This is a genomic window from Kribbella sp. NPDC048915, assembly GCF_040649595.1.
In the GTDB taxonomy this organism is placed as follows: Bacteria; Actinomycetota; Actinomycetes; order Propionibacteriales; family Kribbellaceae; genus Kribbella.
The window spans coordinates 14,838-41,149 of sequence record NZ_JBEZFT010000065.1 but is presented as its reverse complement, the minus strand read 5'-3'; the positions used below and the strand labels follow the sequence as shown (position 1 = coordinate 41,149).

24 protein-coding genes, 2 tRNA genes and 1 riboswitch are annotated in these 26,312 nt (G+C 68.8%); of the genes, 17 read left to right on the top strand and 9 right to left on the bottom strand.

Annotated elements, in window-relative coordinates; translation table 11 throughout:
• The first annotated feature begins 602 nt into the window (after positions 1-602).
• Entirely contained in the window at positions 603-2,192 is a 1,590-nt protein-coding gene (gene cimA / locus AB0B82_RS26590) for a citramalate synthase (protein ID WP_360174001.1), read from the top strand.
• A complete protein-coding gene (locus AB0B82_RS26585; protein WP_360173998.1) occupies positions 2,189-2,425 on the top strand; it encodes a hypothetical protein in 237 nt (78 codons plus the stop codon). The genes cimA and AB0B82_RS26585 overlap by 4 nt, the downstream gene beginning before the upstream one ends.
• Before the next feature lie 89 nt (positions 2,426-2,514).
• Here AB0B82_RS26585 and AB0B82_RS26580 read toward each other — a convergent pair whose 3' ends face one another.
• Both AB0B82_RS26580 and AB0B82_RS26575 read right to left on the bottom strand, forming a co-directional pair.
• The gene (locus AB0B82_RS26580; RefSeq protein ID WP_360173995.1) at positions 2,515-3,162 is read right to left on the bottom strand and encodes a response regulator transcription factor; all 648 of its coding nucleotides are present in this window, start codon (positions 3,160-3,162) and stop codon (positions 2,515-2,517) included.
• Positions 3,159-4,256, bottom strand: coding sequence for a histidine kinase (locus AB0B82_RS26575; RefSeq protein WP_360173992.1), 1,098 nt, complete (start codon positions 4,254-4,256; stop codon positions 3,159-3,161). Before AB0B82_RS26575 ends, AB0B82_RS26580 begins: the two co-directional genes overlap by 4 nt.
• A gap of 101 nt (positions 4,257-4,357) precedes the next feature.
• On the opposite strand from AB0B82_RS26575, the gene AB0B82_RS26570 reads away from it, so the two are divergent.
• Positions 4,358-5,458, top strand: a complete 1,101-nt coding sequence (locus AB0B82_RS26570) for an amidohydrolase family protein (protein WP_360173989.1) — start codon at positions 4,358-4,360, stop codon at positions 5,456-5,458.
• Positions 5,459-6,187: 729 nt separating this feature from the next.
• On the opposite strand, the gene AB0B82_RS26565 is transcribed toward AB0B82_RS26570, so the two are convergent.
• From AB0B82_RS26565 to AB0B82_RS26550, 4 genes are all read right to left on the bottom strand, one after another.
• The gene (locus AB0B82_RS26565) at positions 6,188-7,264 is read right to left on the bottom strand and encodes a ribonucleotide-diphosphate reductase subunit beta (RefSeq protein ID WP_360173986.1); all 1,077 of its coding nucleotides are present in this window, start codon (positions 7,262-7,264) and stop codon (positions 6,188-6,190) included.
• Positions 7,225-10,077 (bottom strand): ribonucleoside-diphosphate reductase subunit alpha, encoded by a 2,853-nt coding sequence (locus AB0B82_RS26560; protein ID WP_360173984.1) that lies wholly within the window; start codon positions 10,075-10,077, stop codon positions 7,225-7,227. The genes AB0B82_RS26565 and AB0B82_RS26560 overlap by 40 nt, the downstream gene beginning before the upstream one ends.
• Before the next feature lie 156 nt (positions 10,078-10,233).
• Positions 10,234-10,399, bottom strand: a riboswitch (cobalamin riboswitch).
• A 62-nt stretch (positions 10,400-10,461) separates the two neighbouring features.
• On the bottom strand, positions 10,462-11,043 hold the full coding sequence (locus AB0B82_RS26555; RefSeq protein ID WP_360173981.1) for a DinB family protein: 582 nt from the start codon (positions 11,041-11,043) through the stop codon (positions 10,462-10,464).
• 69 nt (positions 11,044-11,112) lie between these two features.
• The gene (locus AB0B82_RS26550; RefSeq protein WP_360173979.1) at positions 11,113-12,378 is read right to left on the bottom strand and encodes a Fic family protein; all 1,266 of its coding nucleotides are present in this window, start codon (positions 12,376-12,378) and stop codon (positions 11,113-11,115) included.
• 88 nt (positions 12,379-12,466) lie between these two features.
• Between AB0B82_RS26550 and AB0B82_RS26545 the strand changes: the two genes are divergently transcribed.
• The 3 genes from AB0B82_RS26545 to AB0B82_RS26535 are packed head-to-tail and all read left to right on the top strand — an operon-like array spanning position 12,467 to position 14,924.
• Positions 12,467-13,291 (top strand): class I SAM-dependent methyltransferase, encoded by an 825-nt coding sequence (locus AB0B82_RS26545; protein WP_360173976.1) that lies wholly within the window; start codon positions 12,467-12,469, stop codon positions 13,289-13,291.
• 44 nt (positions 13,292-13,335) lie between these two features.
• Positions 13,336-13,851, top strand: a complete 516-nt coding sequence (locus AB0B82_RS26540; protein WP_360173973.1) for a sigma-70 family RNA polymerase sigma factor — start codon at positions 13,336-13,338, stop codon at positions 13,849-13,851.
• Complete coding sequence (locus tag AB0B82_RS26535; RefSeq protein WP_360173970.1) at positions 13,848-14,924, top strand: hypothetical protein; 1,077 nt, start codon at positions 13,848-13,850, stop codon at positions 14,922-14,924. The genes AB0B82_RS26540 and AB0B82_RS26535 overlap by 4 nt, the downstream gene beginning before the upstream one ends.
• Here the strand turns inward: AB0B82_RS26535 and AB0B82_RS26530 are convergent.
• Genes AB0B82_RS26530 through AB0B82_RS26520 form a run of 3 tightly spaced genes read right to left on the bottom strand, consistent with a single transcriptional unit; the run spans position 14,918 to position 16,455 of the window.
• Positions 14,918-15,115, bottom strand: a complete 198-nt coding sequence (locus AB0B82_RS26530) for a hypothetical protein (protein WP_360173967.1) — start codon at positions 15,113-15,115, stop codon at positions 14,918-14,920. The genes AB0B82_RS26535 and AB0B82_RS26530 overlap by 7 nt on opposite strands.
• A gap of 9 nt (positions 15,116-15,124) precedes the next feature.
• Positions 15,125-15,976 (bottom strand): 3-methyladenine DNA glycosylase, encoded by an 852-nt coding sequence (locus AB0B82_RS26525; RefSeq protein ID WP_360173964.1) that lies wholly within the window; start codon positions 15,974-15,976, stop codon positions 15,125-15,127.
• Complete coding sequence (locus AB0B82_RS26520) at positions 15,973-16,455, bottom strand: GNAT family N-acetyltransferase (protein WP_360173961.1); 483 nt, start codon at positions 16,453-16,455, stop codon at positions 15,973-15,975. Before AB0B82_RS26520 ends, AB0B82_RS26525 begins: the two co-directional genes overlap by 4 nt.
• 41 nt (positions 16,456-16,496) lie before the next feature.
• Between AB0B82_RS26520 and AB0B82_RS26515 the strand changes: the two genes are divergently transcribed.
• The 11 genes from AB0B82_RS26515 to AB0B82_RS26465 all read left to right on the top strand — a co-directional run bounded on the left by AB0B82_RS26515 (position 16,497) and on the right by AB0B82_RS26465 (position 26,285).
• Positions 16,497-17,285, top strand: a complete 789-nt coding sequence (locus AB0B82_RS26515; protein WP_360173958.1) for a fumarylacetoacetate hydrolase family protein — start codon at positions 16,497-16,499, stop codon at positions 17,283-17,285.
• Complete coding sequence (gene gltX / locus AB0B82_RS26510) at positions 17,278-18,798, top strand: glutamate--tRNA ligase (RefSeq protein WP_360173955.1); 1,521 nt, start codon at positions 17,278-17,280, stop codon at positions 18,796-18,798. The genes AB0B82_RS26515 and gltX overlap by 8 nt, the downstream gene beginning before the upstream one ends.
• Positions 18,795-19,712 carry a type II CAAX endopeptidase family protein gene (locus AB0B82_RS26505; protein ID WP_360173952.1) on the top strand — a complete coding sequence of 306 codons (918 nt, stop codon included), beginning with the start codon at positions 18,795-18,797 and terminating at the stop codon, positions 19,710-19,712. The genes gltX and AB0B82_RS26505 overlap by 4 nt, the downstream gene beginning before the upstream one ends.
• A gap of 129 nt (positions 19,713-19,841) precedes the next feature.
• Positions 19,842-19,913 (top strand) — tRNA-Gln (locus AB0B82_RS26500).
• A gap of 79 nt (positions 19,914-19,992) precedes the next feature.
• Positions 19,993-20,068: transfer RNA gene (locus AB0B82_RS26495), tRNA-Glu, on the top strand.
• Positions 20,069-20,502: 434 nt separating this feature from the next.
• Positions 20,503-21,810 (top strand): sugar ABC transporter substrate-binding protein, encoded by a 1,308-nt coding sequence (locus tag AB0B82_RS26490; protein ID WP_360173949.1) that lies wholly within the window; start codon positions 20,503-20,505, stop codon positions 21,808-21,810.
• 22 nt (positions 21,811-21,832) lie between these two features.
• Entirely contained in the window at positions 21,833-22,693 is an 861-nt protein-coding gene (locus AB0B82_RS26485) for a sugar ABC transporter permease (RefSeq protein WP_360173946.1), read from the top strand.
• A complete protein-coding gene (locus AB0B82_RS26480; protein ID WP_360173943.1) occupies positions 22,690-23,508 on the top strand; it encodes a carbohydrate ABC transporter permease in 819 nt (272 codons plus the stop codon). Before AB0B82_RS26485 ends, AB0B82_RS26480 begins: the two co-directional genes overlap by 4 nt.
• An 8-nt stretch (positions 23,509-23,516) precedes the next feature.
• Positions 23,517-24,446 carry a nucleoside hydrolase gene (locus AB0B82_RS26475; RefSeq protein ID WP_360173940.1) on the top strand — a complete coding sequence of 310 codons (930 nt, stop codon included), beginning with the start codon at positions 23,517-23,519 and terminating at the stop codon, positions 24,444-24,446.
• Entirely contained in the window at positions 24,430-25,416 is a 987-nt protein-coding gene (locus AB0B82_RS26470) for a LacI family DNA-binding transcriptional regulator (RefSeq protein WP_360173937.1), read from the top strand. Before AB0B82_RS26475 ends, AB0B82_RS26470 begins: the two co-directional genes overlap by 17 nt.
• A gap of 107 nt (positions 25,417-25,523) precedes the next feature.
• Positions 25,524-26,285: a helix-turn-helix domain-containing protein gene (locus tag AB0B82_RS26465; RefSeq protein WP_360173934.1), complete on the top strand. Its 762-nt coding sequence runs from the start codon at positions 25,524-25,526 to the stop codon at positions 26,283-26,285.
• Positions 26,286-26,312: the final 27 nt, after the last annotated feature.

Below are 26,312 nucleotides of genomic sequence, written 5' to 3'. Positions count from 1 at the left end.
GAAGGCGAGGAACGAGAACAGCAGCACGGCCGTACGCCAGCCGGGGATCCGGATGTTGTGGGTTCCGTACCCTTCACACGGGTCAGGAACCCACAACACCGTGGGTGAACCCACCGTGCGGGGACGCGGGCGGGCGGGGACGCGCGCGGTCGGCCAGTCCGGGCGCTGACTCGGTCACCCAGACCCACCCACGGATCGGTCACAAGCGCCGGATATCCGCGCGGGCGATCCGGGGTGGGGGATTCGGCGCGGGTGGTTCGGCGCGGGGTGGTTCGAGGTGGGTGGTTCGGGGCGGTGATTCGGTCCGGTTTCGGGGCGCGGATTCGGGGCGGGTGGTTTCGGGCGTGGGGTGGCGAGTTGGGGTGGTGGGGGTGCTTGGCGCGGGGCTGGACTCCAGTACGGGGCGCAGTACTGAATGTTCGTGATGCGAGACGGGGACGTCACGGTCCGGACTTTGTGTGGCAGACTGCGAAACGTCATGAAGCACTTTCGGGTGATTATTCGCTAGGCGCGCTCAGCAGGCAGTACCTGAGCGCGCAGACCTCTCGCACCTTGCGGGAGGTTTTTTGTTTGCCCGACACCCCCTCTGGAAGGCCGATCCCATGACTATCTCGGACGAGTTCCACGTCTACGACACGACGTTGCGCGACGGGGCGCAGCAGGAGGGTCTGGCGCTGTCCGTGGCCGACAAGATCGCCATCGCGCAGCACCTGGACGAGCTGGGGGTCGGATTCATCGAGGGCGGCTGGCCGGGGGCGGTGCCGAAGGACACCGAGTTCTTCGAGCGGGCGAAGACCGAGTTGCACCTGCGGAACGCGACGTTCGCGGCGTTCGGCGCGACCTGCAAGCCGGGGGCCGCGGCCGCGGACGACCCGCAGGTCGCCGCGCTGCGTGAGTCCGGCGCCGACGTGATCACGCTGGTTGCCAAGAGCCACGACGCGCACGTCGAGCGGGCGCTGCGCACGACCCTCGACGAGAACCTCCGGATGGTGGCCGACACCGTGCGCCACCTGCGTGCGCAGGGCCGCCGGGTATTCCTCGACACCGAGCACTTCTTCGACGGCTACCGCACGAACCGTGCCTATGCGCTCGAGGTGGTCCGCGTGGCGGCGGAGGCGGGCGCCGACGTGATCGCGTTGTGCGACACCAACGGCGGCACGCTGCCACGCGAGCTGCAGGACATCGTCCACGACGTCCTCGAGACGACCGGCGCGCGGCTCGGCATCCACGCCCACAACGACGGTGGCTGCGCGGTGGCGAACTCGATCGCCGCGGTCGAGGCCGGCGCCACGCACGTCCAGGGCACCATCAACGGGTACGGCGAACGCACGGGCAACGCCGATCTGCTGGCCGTCGTCGCGAACCTCGAGCTCAAGCGCGACATGCACCTGCTGCCGCCGGGCAACCTCGCGGACTCGTTCCGGATCGCGCACGCGATCGCCGAGGTGACGAACGTCCCGCCGTCCACGCGGCAGCCGTACGTCGGGCTGTCCGCGTTCGCGCACAAGGCCGGCCTGCACGCCAGCGCGATCAAGGTCGACCCGGACCTCTATCAGCACACGGATCCGGCGAAGGTCGGCAACGACATGCGGATGCTGGTCTCGGAGATGGCCGGCCGGGCGAGCGTCGAGCTGAAGGGCCGCGAGCTCGGATTCGACCTCGGCAACGACCGCGAGCTGGTGACCCGCGTGGCCGACCGGGTGAAGGAACTCGAGGCCCGCGGGTACACGTTCGAGGCGGCCGACGCGTCGTTCTCGCTGCTGCTCACCGAAGAGGTCGACGGCAAGCGGCCGAGCTTCTTCGACGTCGAATCGTGGCGAGTGATCACCGAGTCGCGCGCCGACGGCGAGGCGGTCTCGGAGTCGACCGTGAAACTGGTCGCCGGCGGCGAGCGGGAGATCGTCACCGGCGAGGGCAACGGCCCGGTCAACGCGCTCGACCACGCGCTGCGGGCCGCGATCGAGCGGGCGTACCCGGTGGTGAAGTCGTTCGAGCTGGTCGACTACAAGGTCCGCATCCTCGACCAGGGGCACGGCACCGACGCGGTGATCAGAGTCCTGATCCAAACCTCGGACGGCGAAGGATCCTGGGTCACGGTCGGCGTCGGGCACAACATCGTCGAGGCGTCGTGGGAGGCGCTGGTCGACGGCGTGACGTTCGGTCTGCTGCGCCACAAGGAGGTCGTGCGATGAGCCTGCTGGCGGTCGAGCGCACCGTCACGGTGTTCACGGCGCGGGTGGTCGAGGTCGAGGGCATGCTGGCGCGGATCGCCGTCCTGCTGAATCCGTACGACGTCCGCGAGCTCGCGCTGTCGCTGGACGCCGGCGAACTGCGGGTTGTCGTCGAAGGCAACGGTTTCGACGCCGGCCGGGTCGCCGCGCGGCTCGCCAAGGTGATCGGCGTCCTCGAGGTCACGGTCGACTGACCCGGTCGACTGACCCGGTCGACCGAGCTGGCCGACTGAGGCGGTCCGACTGAGGCGGTCGACTGAGCCGGTCGACTGAGGCCGCGCGGTCAGTTGAGGCCGGCGTGGTGGGCGAGGATCGCGGCCTGGACTCGGTTGGTGAGCTGCAGTTTCGCGAGGATCCGGCTGACGTGGCTCTTCACGGTCGCCTCGCTGAGGTACAGCCGTTCGGCGATGTCGCTGTTGGCGAGGCCTGCACCGACCGCCGCGAGCACCTCCCGTTCCTTCGCGGTCAGCACCGCGAGCCGCCGTACGGCGTCCTCGTGCCGCGGATCCGCCGCCCCTGTGAACCGGCGCAGCAGGCGCCTCGTCACCTGTGGTGAAAGCATCGCGTCTCCGGCGGCCGCGCTGCGCACCGCGAGCACCATCTGGTCCGCGGTGGCGTCCTTGAGCAGAAATCCGACCGCACCGTAACGCAGCGCGGTCTCCACGTACTCGTCGAGGTCGAACGTCGTCAGCACGACCACCTTCGGTGCCTGCGGCAACCGATTCAGTTCCGCGGTCGCGGCGAGGCCGTCGACGCGCGGCATCCTGATGTCGAGCAGGACGACGTCCGGGCGGTGCAGGCGGACCTCGTCGACGGCCTGCCGCCCGTCCTCGGCCTCGCCGACGACCTCGATGTCGTCCTGGGCATCGAGGATCCGCCGCAGCATCGACCGGACCATCCACTCGTCGTCGACCACCAGGACGCGGATCATGAGGTGGCTCCGGGCAACGATACGACGAGTTCGAAGCCGTCCGCGAAGGCGGTGGTGTGGAGGGCGCCGCCGACCAGACGCACGCGTTCCGCGATGCCGAGCAGACCGTGGCCGGCCCGGCGTTCGGAGATCCCGGTCCCGCCGCGGTTGCGGACCACGAGCCGGACGCCGTCGCCGTCCCGACTGACCTCGACGTTCGCCCGGGCACCGGGAGCGTGTTTGTGGACGTTGGTCAGCGCCTCCTGGACGACGCGGTAGATCGCCTGCTCGACCATGGACGACGCGCTGATCGTCCTGTCCACTGTCAACCCGACGTCGAGCCCCAATTCGCGGGACGTCTCGACCAGTTCGTCGAGATCCGCGAGTCCCGGTTGCGGGCGCAGCGGTACGTCGGTGCCGTCACGCAGTACGCCGACGACCGTCCGCAGCTCGCCGAGCGCCGTCCGGCCGATCTCCTGGATGCGTCGCGCCGTACCGGCCGGATCCTTGCCATCGGCCTCGAGTGCGGTGGCGTGCAGAACCATCAGCGAGACGCGATGGGTGACCACGTCGTGCAGATCGCGGGCGATCTGGGCGCGTTCTTCGGTGCGCGCCTGCTCCTGGAGGTTGGCGACGACCTGGCGATGCGACACGAGGTACAGGCCGAGCATCATCGGCAGCACGCACAGCACAACACTCACCGGCATGCTCCCGTCCGGGCCGGCCTCCCGCCACAACGGCCAGGCCACATCGGCCACCGTTACCGCGGTCACGCCGCCGCGAATCCACGCCGACCACCGCGTCGCGCCGACGTACGCGCCGACGCCGTACTGCGCGATCAGCAACGCCGGCCAGGCTGAAGCGAACCCCCAGGAGACCAAAGCGCCGAGGGACAGGAGCAGCGGTCGGCGCCGCCGGACGAAGACGGTTGCCGCGGTCAGGACGCCGACGCCCACTTCGAGCGCTGCCGGCGCCCGCCACTCGAACCAGGGGAGGTAGCCGTCGAACAGGCCGGACTGCAGTCCCGGCCAGATCGTCGCGGCGAGGCAGAGCGCAGCCAGCGCCCCGTCCACGAGGACGGTCGGCGCTCGCCATCCGGTCCCGACCTGCCGCATGTTCTCGAGTTTAGGAGGGGCGCTCGGGCGAGGGCTTCATCCTTTCGATGCAATCGTCCGGCCGATGTGCGAGGCGGGCCGCTGTTCCTAGCGTCATGGGCATGACCAGATCAGCAATCAGCAGACGCCAGGCACTCCAGTACGCCGGACTCGCCGCGGCCGCCACCACCGTTGCCACCACCGTTGCCGGGACCAGCTCCGCGGTCGCCTCGACCGAACGCAGCAGCTCTGCGGCATCCGGCCCGCGGGCGGGACGCATCGATACCCACTTCCACTTCCTCACCAAGGGCGTGTACGACTGGGCCGTGCTGGCCGGCGTGGTCGACCCGGACGATCCGCCGGCGTGGGCGACGTACGACCTCGAGCGCGCGTTCGGGGTGATGGATGCGAACGGGATCGCCGTCGGCGTCGCGTCGTATCCGGTCCCGGCCTTCGTGTTTCGGTCCGAGGAAGTCGCGCGGACCGGGGTGAAGCTGCTCAACGAGGAGGCCGCGAGGCTCGTCCGCCGGTTTCCGCGGCGCTTCGGGTTCTTCGCCACGGTCGCGCTCGAGCATCCCGCACTCGCCGTCGACCAGGCGAAGTACGCGCTCGACGAACTCGGCGCGGACGGGGTGATCCTGATGACGCATGCCCGAGGCAACTACTTGGGCCACCCGGACTTCGAGCCGCTGTTCCGGGAACTCGATCGGCGCAAGGCGGTCGTGTTCACACATCCGCAAGGTCTGCCGGGGGATCCGGGAAGCCCGGCCGGGGTGGACACGGCTGTGCTCGACTTTCTCTACGAGACCAGCACGATGGCGCTCAACCTGATCGCGAGCGGCACCCTTGACCGGTACCGGAACGTGAAGATCATCCTGTCGCACGGTGGCGGGTTTCTGCCGTACGCCGCGAACCGGATCCGCAGCGCCGGGGCGGAGGGCTGGGGCCCGGACCCGGAGGCTTTCGACCGGGCGATGCGCCGCTTCTACTTCGACACCGCACTGCCCACCTCGCCGAACTCGATCCGCACGCTCGCCGCGGTCGCCGACCCTAGCCACCTCCTCCTCGGCACCGACTGGCCGGCCCGCACCGACGACGAGGTTCGTGACCTGGTCGGTGCGTTCGACCGCGACCCGGCCGTTGACGGCCGGCTGCGGCGACGGATCAACCGGGAGAACGCCCTCGACCTGCTGCCGACGCTCCGGCGGCGATTGGGCAGGTGAAACTGAACAGTTTGGACTGATGATCTATGGCGGGGGTGCGAGTCGCTGGCGGCGGCGGTCACCGCGATCACCGGGCGGCGGTCGGCCGTTCGCGGCAAACTCGTTGCCGGTAGCCTCTTTCTTGTGGCGGCCGCCGTGGGCCAGCTGGTGGTCGGCGGTGACACACCGATCTGAATCCTCGCGACGCTCGGCGTCGTGGCCGGCGTACCGCAGGGTCAGATGCCCGCTACCGACCTCGACCCGAAGTCCGCTTTGGTCGCCATCGACCTGCAGAACGCCGTCGCCGCACTGCCCAGTGAACCGCTACCACCACCGACGTCCTCCTCGCCCTCCTTTCCTGACCACCCAACCTCGCCTGTCGCTCTCGTCCGCCCGTCGAGTCGTGAGAAATGGCTGGGGCCGACGACCAGAATCCACGACTCGGTGGTGGCGGGGAGCCATTCGCCACGACTCGGCGTTGCATGCGTCGACGTTTGGCGTGCGGGGGTTGCGTTCGTTGGCGCTGGCGTGCGGATACGCGGGCGTCGGCGGCCGCGTGGGTGTATGCGCCGCCGGGGCGTTCAAGCGCCGGCGTTCGAGCGTGGGTGCGCCCGTCAGCATTCCGTGTGGCTCGGGGACGGCCCGCGGGGCGGCGAGTTGCTCCGCGGGCCGTCCCGTTCGTGGTTGCCCGGCCCAGGGCTCGGGTGAGTGGAATGGAAGGCACGCCGGGTGGCGGGCCTTCCGGTGGGGTCAGTCCCAGGTGAGGCCGGAGGAGGTCTGGTACTCGATGACTCGGGTTTCGAAGAAGTTCTTTTCCTTCTTCAGATCCATGAGTTCGGACATCCAGGTGAAGGGGTTACGGGTCTCGTGGTAGATCGGCGGGAGGCCGATCTGTTCGGCGCGGCGGTCGGTGATGAAGTGCATGTACTGCTCGCAGAGGTCCGCGGTCAGGCCGAGCATGCCGTGGGGGAGGGTGGCGCGGCCGTAGGCGACCTCAAGTTCGCACGCCTCGGTGAGCATCCGGCGGACCTCGGCCTGGAACTGCGGTGTCCACAGGTGCGGGTTCTCCTGCTTGATCTGGTTGATGCAGTCGATGCCGAAGTTCAGGTGGATCGACTCGTCGCGGAGGATGTACTGGTACTGCTCCGCGATGCCGACCATCTTGTTGCGCCGGCCGAGCGACAGGATCTGCGCGAACCCGGTGTAGAACCACATCCCCTCGAACACCACGTAGAACGCGATCAGATCGCGCAGGAACGCGGTGTCCGCCGCGGGGGTCCCGGTCCGGAACTCCGGATCCTCCAGGTGCTGCGTGTACTTCAGCGCCCACGCATCCTTGTCCGCGATCGACGGCACCTCGCGGTACATGTTGAACAGCTCGCCCTCGTCGAGCCCCAGCGACGTACAGATGTACTGGAACGTGTGCGTGTGCACCGCTTCCTCGAAAGCCTGGCGCAGCAGGTACTGGCGGCACTCGGGGTTGCTCAGTTGACGATAGACGGCGAGGACGATGTTGTTCGCGACCAGGGATTCGGCGGTGGCGAAGAAGCCCAGGTTCCGCTTGAGCATCAGACGTTCGTCGTCGGTCAGGCCGTCGCGCGACTTCCACAACGAGATGTCGGCCTGCATCGAGACCTCGGTCGGCATCCAATGGTTGTTGCAGGCGGCAAGGTATTTCTCCCAGGCCCAGGTGTACTTGAGCGGCAGCAGCTGATTCACGTCCGCGCGCGCGTTGATCATCGCCTTGTCGGCGACCTCGACGCGGGCCGCTCCGATCGAGATCGTGGTCACTGGCAGGCCTCGCAATCCGGGTCGTCGATCGCGCACGCAGCGCCGGTCGGTTCAGGTAGGGCTGGTTCAGGTAGGGCTGGTTCAGCTAGGACCGGTTCGGGAGCCGCTGGCGAAGGCAAGGTCGGGCGGACGGCGTTGAGCCGGCCGTCGGTGCCCCGCAGAGTCGACTTCTCGACGTGGGTTGCTGACTGTGAACGCAGGTAATAAGTCGTCTTGAGTCCATAGCGCCAAGCCGACCGGTACAGCTCGTCCAGCGCACGCCCCGACGGTTTCGCCAGGTAGAGGTTCAGCGACTGCGCCTGGTCGATCCACTTCTGCCGTCGCGACGCGGCCTTCACCAGCCACAGCGGATCGATCTCGAACGCGGTCGCGTACAGCTCGCGCAGCTCGGCCGGGATCCGCTCGATCCCCGCGAGCACACCGTCGTGGTACTTGAGGTCGGACACCATCACCTGGTCCCACAACCCGCGTGCCTTCAGGTCGGCGACCAGGTGCGGGTTCGCGACGGTGAACTCGCCGGACATGTTGGACTTCACGAACAGGTTGCTGTACGTCGGCTCGATCGACTGACTCACGCCGCAGATGTTGGAGATCGTCGCGGTCGGCGCGATCGCCATCACGTTCGAGTTGCGCATGCCGTCGCGGCGCACCTTCGCTCGGAGCGCGTCCCAGTCCAGCGTCGTACTGCGGTCGAGGAGCACGTCGCCGTCGCGCGCGGAGGCCAGCAGGTCGAGTGAGTCGATCGGGAGAATCCCTCGGCTCCACAGCGATCCGTCGTACGACGAGTAGCTGCCGCGCTCGGCGGCGAGGTCGCTCGAGGCCTCGATCGCCAGGTAGCTGATCAGCTCCATCGACCGGTCCGCGAACTCGACCGCAGCGTCCGACGCGTACGGGATCCGCAACGTGAACAACGCGTCCGCGAAGCCCATCAGCCCGAGCGCGACCGGACGGTGGCGCAGGTTCGACCGCTCCGCTTCCGGGGTGGTGTAGAAGTTCACGTCGATGACGTTGTCGAGCATCCGTACGGCGGTCTGCACCGTGTCGCGGAGGAGATCGGCGTCGAGGCCGTCCGCGGTCAGATGCGCGACCAGGTTGACCGAGCCGAGGTTGCACACCGCGGTTTCGTCGATCGACGTGTTGAGCGTGATCTCGGTGCACAGGTTCGACGAGTGGACCACGCCGTCGTGCTGCTGCGGCGACCGCAGGTTGCAGGCGTCCTTGAACGTGATCCACGGATGCCCGGTCTCGAACAGGACGGTCAGCATCCGCCGCCACAGCTCCACGGCCTTGACCCGCTTGAACACCCGGATCTGGCCGCGGTCGGCCGCCTCCTCGTACCGCACATACGCCTCGGCGAACGCGGGCCCGTACAACTCGTGCAGGTCCGGGACCTCGTCCGGCGAGAACAACGTCCAGTCGGCACCGGCCTCGACCCGCTGCAGGAACAGGTCCGGCACCCAGTTGGCCGTGTTCATGTCATGCGTACGCCGCCGCTCATCGCCGGTGTTCTTCCGCAGGTCGAGAAACTCCTCGACGTCGATGTGCCACGTCTCCAAGTACGCACACACCGCGCCCTTCCGTTTTCCTCCTTGATTCACGGCGACGGCGGTGTCGTTGGCGATCTTGAGGAAGGGGACGACGCCTTGGGACTCACCGTTGGTGCCGCGGATGTGGGCGCCGATGCCGCGGACCGGAGTCCAGTCGTTGCCGAGGCCGCCGGAGTACTTGGCGAGCAGAGCGTTGTTGCGGATGCCCGCGAAGATCGCGGACAGGTCGTCGTCGACGGTGGTGAGGAAGCACGACGACAACTGCGGCCGCGTGGTGCCGGAGTTGAACAGGGTGGGCGTCGAGGACATGAAGCGGAACGAGCTGAGCAGCTCGTAGAACTCGATCGCCCGCGCCTCGCGATCGTCCTCACGCAGCGCCATACCCATCGCGACGCGGAGGAAGAACGCCTGCGGCAACTCGTACCGCACCTTGTCGAGATGCAGCAGGTACCGGTCGTAGAGCGTCTGCAGACCGAGGAACGTGAAGTTCAGATCGGCATCGGGAGTGATCGCCGCGGCCAGCCGATCGAGATCGAAACGCGCGAGCTCCGGATCGAGCTGCCCGGCCTCGATGCCGACCTGGATGTAGCGCGGGAAGTAGTCGGCGTACGCCGAGGCCATGTCGGCCTGGCCGGCCTGCCGCGGCTCGCCGTGCACGCGGCCGAGCGCCTCGCGGCGGATCTGGTCCAGCAGCAGGCGCGCGGCGGCGAAGCTGTACTGCGGCTCGGTCTCGACGTACGCCCGGGCGGCCATCACCAGCGCCAGTTCGACCTCGTGCTCGGCCATGCCGTCGTAGCAGGAGGCGAGGGTCTCGTCGAGGATCCGCCCGGGATCGACTGCCTCGAGCCCGTCGGCCGCCTCGGCGACGATCACCCGCAGCCGTTCGACGTCGAGGAGGGCTCGGCTGCCGTCGGCCGCACGGACCGTGTACGCCGGAGCGGGTGACGTGATCGCGCCCGCGTCGTCAGGAGTACGCGCCTTCGTGCGCTCCTCGCGATACAGGACGTAGGCGCGGGCGACCTGGTGCTCGCCGGCGCGCATCAGCACCAGCTCGACCTGGTCCTGGACATCTTCGACGTGGACGCTCGGGCGGGCGCCGCCGCGACGGGTCAGCGCCGTCACGACCTGGCCGGTCAGCTCGGACACCAGGTCGCGGACCCGGTGGGTGGCGCCGGCCTCAGGCCCCTCGACGGCGAGGAACGCCTTCGTCATGGCGACGGAGATCTTGGTGGCGTCGAACGGCGCACGGCTGCCGTCCCGGCGGATGACGGTGAGCTCTGGGTGGAGCTCGGGAACTGCCACGGTTGATGAGGAAGCAAGAGTCACAGGTGTGCGCTCCAGAAGTGATCGGAGAGCCGGGACCGCGCGGGCGGACGCATGACGGGACAGGCAGCACCGGCCGGGAACACTGCCGTCACGTCCTGCGATCCACCCGCGAGATCTCGGACCGCGTGCACCGGCGGTGCACGCACTGGTGGCAGGTATCCGGACTCGCGGACGCGCGACAGCGCGCCAGCTCACCGTTGCGGGGCAGCTCCGGACTCGCACCGGATTCCCCTCTTGCGTCGGGATGGTCAACATCTTGTGATGCCGATCGCCTCGAACCACCAGCAGTAGTGATGCTAAGTGGAGCGATCTAGATCTTGTGGTAGCGCCACGCCGCGTGTCGCACATCTTGTGGTCCTCTCACGCTGCCGCCGCGTAGAGGTCCTGCAGGGTCATGATCTCGGAGCCGTGATGGATCAGCTCGCGGTTGAGGCGCAGAACGACGTGCCCGAAAGGCTCGGAGGCGTCCAGCTCGTTCGCCTGGCTCAGGCCGACGGTCATCGCCGCCTCCTCGTCCAGGTCGGCGATCGCTTGCTGCCAGGCCTCGACCCAGTAGGTCAGCCAGGCCACCGCATCCCGCGCGTTACCGTGCAGCGTGATGTCGTCCCGCCCCTGGCGACTCTCCCCGAACGTCCACTCCCAACGCTCGAAGAACAACTCGGTCAAGTGGGCGATCAGCCACGCGATCGTGCGCGGTCCGCGATGGTCGGGCTCATTCGGCCACTGCGCGACCCACTCGCCGGAGCCGTGCGCCCGGAAGCGACCGGCGTAGTGCCGCCGGACCACCGTCAGCGCCTCGCCGCTCGGTTGCCAGAAGTACTGCGCGTCGGTCAACTGGGCAAGCCGGCCGGACAGCACCATCCAGCTGAAGCCGAGCTGGCCGCGCACCATCGCCATCGCCGACGGCCGGTGCAGGATGTCCCAGTCGAATGCCTCCGGCATCACAACTCCCGTGTACGATCGAACATGTGTTCGAATTCTTGCTCGATCGCCACCGGAAAGTCAAACAGCTCAGCGTGTCGGTCCTGGCTTCGACGGGACGGGTCTGCTAGGTGGCGCGATCCTGGTGTCCGCGGCTGGGCTGGCGAAGCGGCGTTCCAGCAGGGTGAAGGCGTCGATCAGTTCCGGCGCTTCGTAGACGCGGTTGCGGCGCCCATCGGTGATTTCGCGCAGGACCCCGACCTCGACCAGCCGGGCGAGGGCCTGGTTCGCGGCCTGCTGTGACCGGCCGATCAGCTGCGCCGCGGCCGCGAGCGTCAGGACCGGCGCGGCCGGCAGCGCCTCGATCAAGAGCTCGACCGCCGAGCCGGCGCGCACGGGAGCGGCCCGCTCCCGCCATGCATCCTTGAGGTCCGCCGCGGTCTCCTCGAAGCGCGCCGCCTCTGCCGTCGCGTGCGAGCAGGACATCGCGAACATCCGCAACCACGGGTTCGCCGCCGCGCGGGCCTTCGCGGTCGTCGCGCGTCCGACGTACCGGAACGCGGTCAGCGCGTCGACGTACTCCACCGCATGGGTGGCCAGGGCGAGCGAGACGGGCGGGACGGTGCGCGTGACCAGGCCGTCGGCGCGCAGGATCATGTGGATCAGTGCGCGTCCGGTCCGGCCGTTGCCGTCGGCGAACGGGTGAATCGTCTCGAACTGGGCGTGGGCGATCGCGGTTTTGGCAAGCACCGGCAGCGGTGACTCGCGGACGAAGGTCATCAGGTCGGCGAGCAGTTCGGGGAGTAGCTGCGCCGGCGGCGGGACGTAGTACGCCTCGGCGGGGGAGCGCCCGCCGATCCAGTTCTGCAGGTAGCGGATTTCGCCGCCGTACTCCGGGTTCGGCGACTGTGCCATCAGTAGTCGATGCGCCTGGAGGAGATGGTCGACCTCGAGTTTGTCGCCGGCCTGCACGGACTCGGTCACCCAGGTCATCGCGTCGACCGCGCCGAGCACCTCCTCGGCCGTCACGTCGTGGACACGGTCCCGCAGCACGTCGGCCTTCAGCAGTCGGCGGGCGCCGACGACGAGACCTTCGATGTGCGAGGACCCGACGGCCTCCGCTCGCAGCAGTAACCGTGCCAGCGCTTCGCTGTTGGTCAAGACAGCGGCGGTGGCGTCGAGGCGCGCCAGATCACCCGCTGCATCTTCGAGTGCCGCCAGTACATCGTCACTCAGGTCGAACTCGCGCCCGCCCAGCGGGTCCGGGAGGTAGAGCTCGTACGGACCGCCCAGGCGCTCCGCCCGGGTGAAGCCGTCGGGGTGCCCAGGCCAACGATGCAACTCGACCCGTGCCATACTCTTATTCAAGCTTATCCGGAAACCTTGAACAAGAGTGTCGGCTGCATAACTTTAGGTGGCCCTCCGGATCGGCAGACTGCTGACCGTGAGCCTGGACGCGCAGACGCAGCAGATGGTGGCCGCCAACCGAGCCGACTGGAACGCCCGCGCACCTCTGCACGCGGCGAGCGACTTCTACGATCGGCCGGTCGAGTTCTGGTTCGCCGACTACGAGTGGACCGACCTCGGCCCGCTGGACGGACGCGACGTACTGCACCTGCAGTGCCATCTGGGCACCGAGACGATCGAGTTCGCTCGCCGGGGCGCGCGCACCAGTGGTCTCGACCTGTCGGAGAAGTCGCTCGAGGCCGCCCGGGAGATCGCGGCCGGGGCCGGCGTCGCAGTCGAGTACCTGCACGCCAACGTGTACGACGCCGTGGCCGCGGTCGAGGGCCGACACTTCGACATCGTCTACACCGGCAAGGGTGCGCTCTGCTATCTGCCTGATCTGAAGCAATGGGCCGACGTCGTCCGCGAGCTGCTGAAGCCGGGTGGCCTGCTGTACATCGTCGAGTTCCACCCGTTGCTCAACTCTCTCCGCGAGGTGTCGCTCCCGGGCGAGTCCGACGAGTTGGTCCTGCGGGCCGACTACCTGGAGGGGCGCGGTCCGATCGCGCACGACTCCACGGTCACCTACACCGGCGACGAGGTCCCGGGCCGGCAGACCAGCTACGAATGGCGGCACGGCCTCGGCGAGATCGTCACCCTGCTGGCCGCCGCCGGTTTCCGGATCAGCAGCCTGCGCGAATCCGAAGTACTGCCGTGGCCACGCTGGCCGCACATGCGGCAGACCGCGAACGGCTGGTGGCGGCTTCCGGACGAGTCCCCGCGCATCCCGCTGCTCTTCGCGCTCAAGGCCGAACGCCGCTGAATCGACGTGGCTCAACCTTTCGTCTCTACGATCGTCTATCAGGTATGGGGCCGATCGTGGGAGACGCGATGGCGGGCAGCGGTACGGCGAGGGCGGCGTTCGAGGCGCTGTTCCGCGCGGAGGCCGGCCGGCTGGTGCGGTTGGCCCATCTGCTCGGCGCCGAGGACCCCGAGGACGTGGTCCAGGAGGCGTTCTGCCGGCTGTACGACGCGCGGCAGCGACGTACCCTCGCCAACCCGACGGCGTACCTGAACCGGATCGTCGTCAACGAGGTCCGGACGCGCGGGCGCCGGAAACTGCTCGCCGACCGCAGGATCCTGCACGGAGTCACCGCGGCGCCGGCCGACGAGCACGTCGTTCTGACCGAGTCCGTCCGCAGCATGCTGCACGCGCTGGATCGGCTCGCGCCTCGCCAGCGCGAAGCCCTGGTACTGCGGTACTGGCTCGACCTGCCGCTGGCGGAGATCGCCGACGTCATGCAGGTCCGCGTCGGCACGGTCAAGTCATTGGTCAGCCGCGGTCTGGCGAGGCTCGCGGCCGAACTCGAGGATCACCGATGAACGACACCGAACGCCGCCTGACCAGGGAGCTCGACCGGGCCGCCGCGGCGAAGACCGTCGATCTCGACCAACTGTGGGAACAGGTCCAAGAGCGAACCGGTACCGGTGCGCGAAGCCGCCGGAGACTGGCTCCGTATCTGGCCGCCGCCGCGGTGGCCCTCGTCCTCGTCGTCACCGCCGCCCTCCTTGCTGACGGCAACCGCACGTCCGGACCGGTGACCACACCGGACGTCAGCCCGACCCAGCAGGGCCCGCGGCAGGCGGTGATCGGCGGCTGGGCCTGCCGGTACCAACGAACGATCGAGCCGGGCACAAACTCGGTGACCGGCCGACCGGTCCGCGCTGTCCTCGATCCCTCGACCGCGCCTGCGGAGGCTGTGGCGTACGGCGTCCCGCAGTACCAGTTCTCGTTCACCGCGACGACCGGAACGCTGGACTACGGCGACGCCTCTGGTCGCCGGATCGCGCGCACCGAGCTGACCCGGACCGCCACCGGCTGGCTCGTCGGGCGGCGGACCGTGTGCTCGGGCCCGGCGGGACGCCCGTCGCCGAGTCCGGTCGCGCTCGGCCGGCACACGCCGGAGCCGCTGCCGCTCGACCCGAAGGCCGCGCAGGTCAAGGCGAATCCGCCGGTCAGCGACCCGATCCTGCTCGACGACCGTACGTACTACGACGCCGCCGGGATGCTCCGGCATCGCAGCCTCTACGTCTTCGCGACCGAGGACGGCTACGAATTCGCGAGCATGCCGGGCGACAGTTCGTCCTTGACCGGTGGACGCAAGGAGGACACGATCGTCGCCGTCGGCCTCGCGCCGGCCGCCGGTACCAACGACACCTACATCTACGGCACCCACGACAACCTGGGCGCGGTGCTCGGCTACCTCACCAAGCAGCCGACCGTCGAGGGACTGTCAGCGCGCAACACCGCGACGAACGCGTCAGGCGTGGCTCAGCAGTTCGCCTTCCCCGACGGACGCACCCTCTACACCGTCGTCCCCACCCCGGCGGCTCCCGGCAGTACGGCGGTCACCGTCCACCGCACCACCGGCGACGACCCGCCCCACCGCTACTGACGCTTCCGCGGCCCCCGAATCGCGACGTACCCGAGCGCCACCCCGAAGGCCGCGACGATCGGCCCGACAGTCGCCCACAACGTACTGCCGGTCATCGAACTCCCCTCGAGATACCCAAGCCCCTGCAACGTCCACACGCCGCCCACCGCAACAAGCAGAACAGCCAACGCGACAGCGACGATCTTTCCCATGCAGCGAGGTTAGCGGAGCAACTCGTCGCAGAGGTCCACCAGCCGCCGGCGGAGCGGACGGGCGCGCTCGGCGAAAGTGCGTTGGGCGGCGGTGTACTCGGCTTTGCCATCGGGGGTTTCGATGCGGACGGGGGAGTAGCCGAGGGCCTGGAGGTCGTACGGCGAGGCGCGCATGTCGAGGGTGCGGATGTCGCGGGCCAGTTCGAAGCAGGACAGGACCAGGGCGCTCGGGGTGAACGGCATCAGCTTGCACGCCCACTTGTAGAGGTCCATGTTCGCGTGCAGGCAGCCGCCCTGCTCCAGTGCGGGCTGTAGCTCACGGGTCGGCTGCAGTGTGTTCAGCGGACGCGCGGAGTCGGTGAAGAACCGGAACGCGTCGAAGTGCGAGCACCCGATCTTGTGTGACTCGACGACCTGATCGGTGCCCTCGGCACCTAGCCGGAGCGGCCAGGACGCGTGCCGTACCTCGGGAGTCCGGTACACCATCGCCCACTCGTGCAGACCGAAACACCCGAACTGGGGCTGGCGGTCCAGCGTGGCGGCGAGCAGGCGGCGGATCCACGCGATGCTGTCCGCCCGGCGCGCGATCTCATCAGGGTTCAGCGTGGCGGCGCCGTCCACCACGACGTACCCGCGACGACCCTCGTACGACGCCGCGTCGAGCAGGCGGATGCCCGGACCGGGATGCCAGACGCGCAGCTGGTTCGGACGCGTCGGGTAATAGGTGAAGAGGAAGTCCTCGACCGGATGCGCCTCGCGCCGCTGCCGCCGGGCAAGGTGATCGGCCAGCAGCGCGTCGACGCGGCGCGCGTGGTCCTCGGCGTACGACGACCACTCGGAGCGGGTGAGCGTGACGGTCATAGGTCGAGCGCGAAGGCGTACAGGTCGATGCCCGGGACCGGGCTCCAATCGCGTTCGGGGAGCCGGATGAAGCCGAGCCGCTCGTAGATACGGTGCGCCGCGGTCATGTACACGGCACTGCTCATCACGATGCGACGGTGGCCGAGCTCGCGGGTGCGCTCGATGCAGCGCTCGGTGAGCGCGGTACCGATGCCGAGCCCGCGGGCGCGGCCGGCCACGCCGAGCATCCGGAACTCGCCCTCGTCAGCGAGGCCGATCTCACGGTAGACGGAGCCGACGGGACAGTACGTCACGGTCCCCAGCAGGCCGGCCGCGTCGGCCGCGACCCACAGCTCGGCCTTCGCGGCCCGGTCGCCGGCGGCACGCAGCGTCATCGCGTAGTCACCACGGACGAAACCGTCGTGCGAGTACGCCTCGACGGTCAGCTCGCCGACCGCGTCGTACTCCTCCGGAACAGCCAAACGGATCTCGAATGTCACCGCACAACTGTCTCATCCGCACCCGACGGTAGGCTCGCCCCGTGCGTATCGCCAGATTCTCCGTGGACGACGAGCCCAAGTACGGCGTCGTCGAGACCGACGACCCCGAGGGACTCGTCGGTACTGTCAACGTTCTCGACTCGGACCCGCTCTACCGGTCGGCGCAGTTCACCGGGGAGAAGCTGCAGCTCGCGGACGTCCGGCTGCTGGCCCCGGTCATCCCGCGCAGCAAGGTGGTCTGCGTCGGCCGCAACTACGCGGCGCATGCCGAGGAACTCGGCAACGAGGTGCCGAAGGAGCCGCTGATCTTCCTGAAGCCGAACACCAGCGTGATCGGCCCGCGGGACGGCATCGTCTATCCCGAGCAGACCAACGACCTGCAGTTCGAGGGCGAGCTGGCGATCGTGATCGGCCGGATCTGCCGGGACCTGCCCAAGGAGCGGGTCAACGAGGTGATCTTCGGCTACACGGTCGCCAACGACGTGACCGCGCGTGACCTGCAGAAGAGCGACGGGCAGTGGGCACGGGCCAAGGGCTTCGACACGTTCTGCCCGCTCGGCCCGTGGATCAGCACCGAGCTCGACGTGTCCGACCTGCGGGTCAGCACCGAGCTGAACGGTGAGCCCAAGCAGGACGGGCGCACCTCGCAGTTCATCTTCGACATCCCCGAGGTGCTGGCCTACATCACCTCGTTCACCACGCTGCTGCCCGGCGACGTGGTGCTCACCGGCACACCGGCCGGCGTCGGCCCGATGCTGCCGGGCGACGAGGTCTCGGTCACTGTCGATGGCATCGGAACCCTGACGAACAAGGTGATCGTGCGTGACTGACCAGTCCGTCAAGGACGTGCTGGGTGATCTCGAACCGCAGCAGGTACGGGTTCGCTTCCCACCGTCGCCGACGGGTCTGCTGACCGTCGGCAACATCCGCAGCGCGCTGTTCAACTGGGCCTTCGCCCGGCACTTCGGCGGCACGCTGGTGCTCCGGATCGAGGACACCGACACCTCCCGGAACACCGAGGAAGGCTACCGGTACACCTACGAGGCGCTGCGCTGGCTCGGCCTGACCTGGGACGAGGGCCCCGAGGCCGGTGGCGACTTCGGGCCGTACCTGCAGTCCGAGCGGATGGACGTGTACGCCGACGTCGTCGCGAAGCTGATGGCGGCGGGGCGGGCGTACCACTGCTACTGCTCGCAGGAGGAGCTCGACCAGCGTCGCGAGGCCGCGCGCACCGCCGGCCAGCACAGCGGGTACGACGGCCACTGCCGCGAGCTCACCGCCGATCAGGTGCAGGCGTACGTCGACGAAGGCCGGCGTCCCGTGGTGCGGCTGCGGATGCCGGATCGGCCGATCGTGTTCGACGACCTGGTCCGCGGCGAGATCACGTTCCTGCCGGAGAACCTCGGCGACTACGTGCTGGTGCGCGCGAACGGCTACCCGCTGTACCCGTTGGTGAACCCGGTCGACGACGCGTTGATGGAGATCACCCACGTGCTGCGCGGCGAGGATCTGCTGTCGTCGACGCCGCGCCAGATCGCGCTCTACGAGGCGCTCGCCGACATCGGCATCGGTACCGGCCGGACGCCGCGGTTCGGGCACCTGCCGTTCGTGACGGGCGAGGGCAACAAGCGGCTGTCCAAGCGCGACAAGGGCTCCGGGCTGACCGAGTACGTCGAGCGCGGGTTCCTGCCCGAGGGCCTGCTGAACTACCTGGCGCTGCTCGGCTGGTCGATCGCCGAGGACCGGGACGTGTTCACGATGGCGGAGATGGTCGACGCGTTCGACATCCGCAAGGTGAACTCCAACGCGGCCCGCTTCGACCCGAAGAAGTGCGAGGCGATCAACGCCGCGCACATGCGGCTGCTGCCCCAGGACGAGTTCGCCGAACGGATGGTTCCGTTCCTGGCTGCGTCCGGTGCGCTGCCGGCGGTGCCGTCCGCGGAGCAGTTCGCCGTACTGCGGGCCGCCGTACCGCTGGTGCAGGAGCGGATGAACACGCTGTCGGAGGCCGACGAGATGCTCGGGTTCCTGTTCGTCGACGAGGACGCGTTCGCGGTCGACCCGGATGCCGCCGTGAAGGTGCTCACCGGGGACGCGGGCGCCGTCCTGGACGCCGCCGCGAAGGCGCTCGCCGACGTGGACTGGACCACCGAGGCGATCGAAGCGGCGCTGCGAGCGTCGCTGATCGACGGGCTCGGCCTGAAGCCGAAGAACGCGTTCGGTCCGGTCCGGGTGGCGATCTCCGGCCGCCGGATCTCACCTCCGCTGTTCGAGTCGCTGGAACTGCTCGGCCGCGAGAAGGCGCTGCACCGGCTCGACCGGGCGCGCAGTACGGCGTCATGAGTCGGCAGACCGCGCTGACGCCGTACCACCGGCTGCTCCGCAACGAAGCCACGCCGCGCACGTACGTCGTGCTCGGCGCGTTCACGATCCTCGTCGGCTGGATGCTCACCGGCGTCGTCGTGCTGAGCGTGCAGATGGCGATCCGGGAGGATCCGCCCGGGACGCTGTCCTGGTTCGGGCTGCTGGCGACCAACCTCACGCTGATCCCGCTCATCCCGCTGTCGGTGTACGTCGCCCGCGGGCTGAACAAGCAGACCCCCGGACTGCTGTCCTCGGTGATCGGCCGGCTGCGCTGGCGGCCGCTGCTGTGGTTCGCGCTGGTCGCTCTGGCGCTCGAGCTGATCTCGTTCCTGATCATCCAGCTCGGTGACGTCCAGCTCGCGACCGGAGAGCGGCACAGCGGCGGGATGGCGCCGGACGTCGTCGCGGTGATCGCGGTCACGTTGCTCACGTCGCCGATCCAGGCCGCGGGGGAGGAGTACTACTTCCGCGGCTATCTCCTGCAGGCGGTCGGGGCGTACGCGCGGAGCTGGGTGGTCGCGGTGATCGTGACCGGCGTGCTGTTCACCGCCGCACACGGGATCTGGCCGTGGCAGAGTCCGGCGCTGTTCGTCGACCGCCTGGCGTTCGGGCTGGTCGCGGGCGTACTCGCCGTACGGACCGGCGGGCTGGAGGCCGGGATCGCGTCGCACGCGATGAACAACGTGGTGACCTTCGTGTTCGCAGCGTTCACCGACACAGTCGGTGCCAGCCTCGGGGTGAAGGACGCCCCCTGGCCGTTGGTGACGATCGACGTACTGAAGTTCGCGGCGTTCGGCGTGATCGCGTTGTGGCTGAGCAAGCGGATGCAGCTGCAGGAGCGATCCGAGTTGCCGTTGAGCGCGCTTCCGGTGGCCGGCCCGAGACAGGTGTGACACCAGTGTGACGGGAGTGACAACGCGCCCGAGGGGCCCCGTTTTGGTGTCCGGACGGTGCCTCGGGTAAGCTCTCCGAGCCGGGTCGATGAGGGCGGAAACAAACTCACCGGCGCAGTGAAATGCCTTTGGGGTATGGGGTAATTGGCAGCCCGACTGATTCTGGTTCAGTTAGTCTAGGTTCGAGTCCTAGTACCCCAGCGGATTGGACCGCACCGCTGAAAATCGGTACAGTTCAACCTCGTTGCCCGGGTCCGAAATGGCCCGGTCGACAAACTCTGGCCCCGTTGTGTAGCGGCCTAGCACGCCGCCCTCTCAAGGCGGTAGCGCGGGTTCGAATCCCGTCGGGGCTACCAGAGCCGAGCGCCTCCCACCACCCGGTGGGAGGCGCTCGTGCGTTACGCCCACGTCGCGCCGCACCCACCCACGCCCACCTAGCGCTCGCCGCGGCCGGTGGGGCACTTTGTGCATGGGATCCGTACGGAATCGGCGCGCGGGTACGGATCTGGTGCACAAAGTCGCCATCCGTACGTCGCCGGGCCGTACGTCGCCGCGCCGTACGTCGCCGCGCCGTACGTCGCCGGGCGGGGCGTGGCCGGGCGGGGCGTGGCTGCGGCTGGTGGGCACTTTGTGCATGGGATCCGTACGGAATCGGCGCGCGGGTACGGATCTGGTGCACAAAGTCGCGTACCGCGTGTCGCCGGGCCGCCGGCGGCGGTGGACAGGGGCGAGTCTAAGCGCTTAGAGTCTAAGCGCTTAGACCTCTCCTGCTCCTGGAAAGGGGAACGCTGTGCGGCGGAACCTCTTCGTACTTCCGGCCGTGGCGGTGGCCGCGGCCCTGGTCCTGACGGCGTGTGGCGGCACGGACCCGAGTGCCGGTCAGGCGGCGGCCGACCCCGGCCCGGAGACGGGCACGATCACGTTCACCGGGACCGACAACGCCGAGACCTACCAGCCGGTGATCAAGGCGTTCGAGGCGAAGAACCCCGGGATCAAGGTCACCTACACGCAGATCCCCTTCGACCAGTTCAACGCGACCATGCAGCAGCGGCTGAGTGCGAAGGACGCCGGGATCGACGTCTACACCGTGGACGAGCCGCGCGTTTCGCAGCTCGCCGCCAAGGGCTTCCTGGTCGACCTGAGCGACCTCGACGCCCAGGTGAAGGGGAAGGTCAGCGAGGCGGCGTACAAGACCAACCACTTCCGCGACAAGCTCTGGTCGTTGCCGATGTGGAACTCGACGCAGTTTCTCTTCTACAACAAGACCGCGCTGGCCAAGGCCGATGTGACGCCGCCGACCGCGGATCCGCAGCAGCGCTGGACGTGGGAGCAGGTCGAGGCCGCCGGCCGGAAGGCGATGCAGGCGGGCGCCACGAAGTACGGCCTGTTCATGGAGCAGCCCGAGGCGTACTACCAGCTGCAGCCGCTGGCCGAGTCGCTCGGCGGCGGATCCGGTGTCGAAGGTGACGACATGCTGACGCCGGCGGTCGAGACCGACGGCTGGAAGAAGGCCATGCAGTGGTACGGCGCTACGTACCGGAGCGGACTGTCGCCGCGCGGGATCGGCGGCTTCCAGACCGGGCCGGTGTTCTCCGCCGGCAACGTCGCGTTCTTCGTCGGCGGTCCGTGGGACCTGAAGATTTTCGGCAGCGCGAAGTTCGACTGGGGTGTCGCCGCACTGCCGTACTTCGCGGGCGGCAGGCCGGTCACCCCGACCGGTTCCTGGTCGCTCGGCATCAACCCGGCGTCGAAGCAGCAGGGGATGGCGCGCAAGTTCGTCGAGTTCGCGACCCTGGACCCGGCCGGCAACCTGGCCACCACCAGCACCACCACGATCATCCCGGCGAACCTCGAGGCGCAGCGCCAGTACACCCCGCAGATGGACACGTTCTCCGGCGCGAAGACGGCCGGTGCGGCGGCGATCACGACGTACGAGAGTGAGCACACCGCGGTGTCGCGGCCGGTGAGCGTCGGGTACATCCAGTTCGAGGAAGTCATGGGCAAGGCCTTCGCGGACATCCGCAACGGCACCGACCCGGACACCCGGCTGCAGGAGGCGACCCGCCAGCTCACCGATGCCTGGAAGTCCATCAAGTGAGCCATCGGTCGAGGTCCGCGCGATGAGGCAGCGGCAAGGCCTGATCGCCCTCGCCTTCCTCGCTCCGGCGCTGATCTGCCTGGCCGTGCTGCGGATCGTCCCGGCGATCTCGGCGGTGGTCGAGAGCTTCTACACCGAGAGTTTGCTGCGCGGCGGGCGGGTGTTCGCGGGCCTCGGCAACTACACGGATCTGCTGGCGAACAAGGACTTCCGGCAGTCGGTCGGCGTGACGCTGCTGTTCACGCTGCTGGTGAACCCGATCCAGGTCGCGGTCTCGTTCCTGCTCGCGGTGCTGTTCACCCAGCGGGCCGCCGGCGCCAAGCTGTGGCGGACCCTGGTGATTCTCCCGATCGCTACTCCGCCCGCGGTGTCGGCGGTGATCTGGAGCGTCATCTACCGCCCTGACGGTCTCGCGAACGGGGTCCTCGAACGGCTGGGTCTCCCGGCGCAACCGTTCCTGACATCGTCGAGCCAGGTGCTGCCGTCGCTGATCGTGCTGCTGTCCTGGATCGGAGTCGGGTACTGGATGCTGTTCCTGATCGCCGGCATCCAGGAGGTCCCGGTCGAGGTTCGCGAAGCCGCCCTGCTCGACGGTGCGAGCGCCTGGCGCCGCATGGTGTCGGTGATCCTGCCCCTGGTCCGACGTCCGCTTGCGTTCGTCCTGGTCGCGGACACGGTGTCGAACCTGCTCGTGTTCGCGCCGGTGCAGATCCTGACCAAGGGCGGCCCGAACGGCAACAGCAACCTGCTGATGTACGACGTTTACAGCCGCGCGTATGCGATCGGCGATCTCAACGTGGCGCAGGCCGAGGTGGTCATCCTGGTCGCGCTGACGCTGGTGATCGTGGCGGCGCAGTTCCGCCTCCTGCGAGGTGGTGAATGAAGCGGGTCAGCCTGTCGGTCCTGGGCGCCGTCATCGGGCTGTTGTTCTTTCTGCCGCTGCTGTGGGTCGTGACGAACTCGCTGCGGCCCGGATCGGAGACGTTCGCGCAGCTCAGCCCGCTGTCCTGGCGGACGTTCCTCGAGCTCCGCCCGACGCTCACGAACTACTCCGCCTTGCTGGGCGGCGAGATCGGCCGAGCGACCGTGAATTCGATCCTGGTCAGTGCGATCACGGTGGTCGTCGGGCTCGCCGTGTGTGCGTCCGCGGCGTTCGGGCTCGCGGCGTTCCGGTTCCGCGGGCGCGGGCTGGTGTTCGCGGTCGTCGTCCTGAGCTTCTTGGTGCCGTTCGACGCGATCGCGATTCCGCTGTCGACGATGTTCCGGGACTGGCACCTGACCAACACGTTCGCCGGGCTGGTGCTGCCGGGGATCGGCAACGGGATGGCGATCTTCCTGCTCCGGCAGTTCTTTCTCGGCATCCCGGGCGAATTGGTCGAGGCCGGACGGCTCGACGGGCTCGGCTGGTTCGGCGTGTTCCGGTGGATCTACCTGCCGTTGTCGAAACCCGCGCTGATCGGCGCCGGGCTGATGCTGTTCCTCTTCCAGTGGCAGGCCTACGTCTGGCCGCTGCTGATCGGCACCGACGCGCGCCACATCCTCGGCCCGATCGCCCTCGCCAACCTGCAAGGCCAGAACTTCACCGACTACGGTCTGGTGTTCGCGGGCGCCGTCGTGCTCACCGTCATCCCGCTGGTCGTCATCGCCGGCTTCCAGCGGTACTTCGTCCAGTCCGTGTCGGGTACCGGACTCAAATAAGGAGATTCGTGCGATCGCTCATCCTGGATACCGATATCGGCTCCGACGTCGACGACGCGATGGCGCTCGCCCAGATCATGGGCAGCCCGGAGCTCGGCCTCGTCGAGGTGCACACGGTGTACGGCGACACGCGGCTGCGGGCGCAGCTCGCCCGGCGGTACGGCGTACTGGCGGGCCGCGAGCTGCACGTCGTACCGGGGCGCGCCGAACCGCTGTCCGGCCGGAAGGTGTGGTGGGCCGGCCACGAGGGCACGCTGCACGACGCGCTGGAACAGGAGACGATCAGCACCGGCAGCGCACCCGAACGGCTGGTCGCGCGGCTCCGCGAGCAACCTGGTGAGCTCGACGTCGCCGCGATCGGCCCGCTGACCAACCTGGCCGCCGCGCTCGCTCTCGAACCCGAGGCCGCGCGCTGGATCCGGCACCTGTGGGTGATGGGCGGATCGTTCGGCGACGAGAAGGCCGAGCACAACTTCAGGTCCGACGACGTCGCCGCGCAGTCCGTGCTGACCGCGGGCATCCCGACCACGATCACCGGTCTGGAGATCACCCAGCAGGTGACGATCGAAAGTGCCCGGCTGGAACGCATCCGCGCCGCCGGTCCGCTCGGTGCGGCGCTCGGGGCCGACATCGAGCAGTGGTGGGCGTTCTGGAGCGAGACCTGGAACGTGCCGCACGACCCCGTGGCCGTGCTCGCCCTCAGCCGGCCGGAGCTGTTCGGCTTCTCCGAGCCCGGCACGGTGTCGATCGAGCTCGGCGGTGCCGGCGCGGGACGCAGTACCTTCGTCCCGGATCCCGCCGGCACCGTTCGCATCGTCACCGCGGTGGACGCCGAACGCGTCGCCGAGGAGATCACGTCCCGGATCGTGGCCGCCGGCACGTCATACGCTGTCGTGCGTGGGGACAGGCGTGGGGAGATCGATGGCGACGGCGCGTGACGTCGCCGAGCGCGCCGGTACGTCGACCGCGGTCGTCAGCTACGTCTTCAACAACGGCCCTCGGCCCGTGTCGGCGGAGACTCGCCGCCGGGTGCTGGAGGCCGCGGCCGCACTCGACTACCGGCCGAACATCCTCGCCCGGGCGCTGAGCGCAGGCCGCACGTACTCGCTCGGCCTGCTGATCCCGCAGATCCGCAACCCGTACTTCGCCACGCTCGCGGAGCACCTGGAGAACTACGCGCGCCGGCACGACCACCTGCTGCTGATCGGCGACTCGGCCGGCGATCCGGAGCAGGAGTCGGCGCACATCGGCTCGTTCATCGAGCGCAAGGTCGACGGCGTCGTCCTGGTCTCCTTGCTCGTCGAACCGGCGATCCAGCGGTTCGAGACTGCCGGCGTACCCGTCGTCGCGCTGCACCCGGTACCCGACGGCGTGACCGTGTCGACGCTGTCGATCGACTACGTCGCCGGGGCCGAAGCGTCGGCGGATCACTTGCTGTCGCACGGCTACCGCACGCTCGGCGTCGTCACCGGGCCGGAGGAATCACCCGGTACGGCGGAACACCGACGCGGTATCGAGCGCGCATTGAAGGCGCATCCACGAGCGTCCGCGCGGTACATCGCCTCGCCCGTCTCGCGGTTCGCGGCGCGTGACGCCGTACGGCCGTGGCTCACGCAGAAGCGACCGCCGCGCGCGATCTACTGTTCGACGGACGAGCAGGCGTTCGGCGTGCTGTACGCCGCATGGGAGGCCGGTCTGCGCGTGCCGGAAGACGTCGCTGTGATGGGCTTCGACGGCACCACCGAGTGCTCGGTGACGATCCCGCCCTTGGCCAGCGTGCGCCAGCCGATCGAGGAAACCGCCCACCGGGCCGTCGAACTCCTCCTCGACCCCACCAACCCACCGGCGGCCCGCCATGTCCTCTCGCACGAACTGATCCCCGGCGCCTCCTGCGGCTGCACCACCTGACGACCAGGACCCGCTCACGACTCCCGCCTGGCATGCCGCCGAGGCGGTTATGAGTTATATGCAAACGAGCTCTTGTCCATGCATCAGGTGCATGCTAGCTTCCGGGCATGCAGAATGATGCCCTAGGCACCGAGAACGCGTCGGCGTTGGCGCGAGGGCTTCATGTGCTGCGCTTGCTGGTCGACGAGGGGTCGCCGATGACCGCGACCGAAATCGCCCGGCGGATCGGGGTGCATCAGAGTTCGGTGTCGCGGATCCTCGCGACGCTGACCCAGGTCGGGTATGTCCGCAAGACGCCGGACCGGCGCTTCGCGCCCGACTTCGGTGTCCTGTCGCTGGCCTCCGCGACGACATGGTTTCCGATGATCCGGAAACCCCGGGCGGCGATGGAGGCGATCGCGGCGGCGCACCCGGACGTCGAGGTCACGCTCTGCATGATCTGGCGTGGCGAGATGATCTATTTCCTGCGGACCAGGCACCACAGCGGGTCGATCGACTTCAGCATGGGGTTCCCGGTCCATCTGTCCGCCCCCGGTCTGCGCATGCTCGTCGATCTTCCCGAGGAGCAGGCGCTGGAGGTCCTCCGGCAGTCGCGCGGCCGGTACGGCTGGCCCGGCACGGATGTGGTGCCGCAGACGGAGGAGGAGGTCCTCGACTGGGCGCGGGCCCATGTCGAACACGACGTCCTGGTCCTGCCCGAATGGGGCTACGAGGGCCGCGTCGGCGCGGCGATCCCGATCAAGACCGATGAGGACCACCCGGTCGCGCTCGCCCTGACCGGTCCGGTCGAGGCCGCGGATCCGGCGACGCTCCGGCTGTGGCTGCACGACGGCCGCCGCAGTGTCGAGTCAGCACTCGACGCGCCCTGAGCACCGCACCACCCACGCACTCCCGAA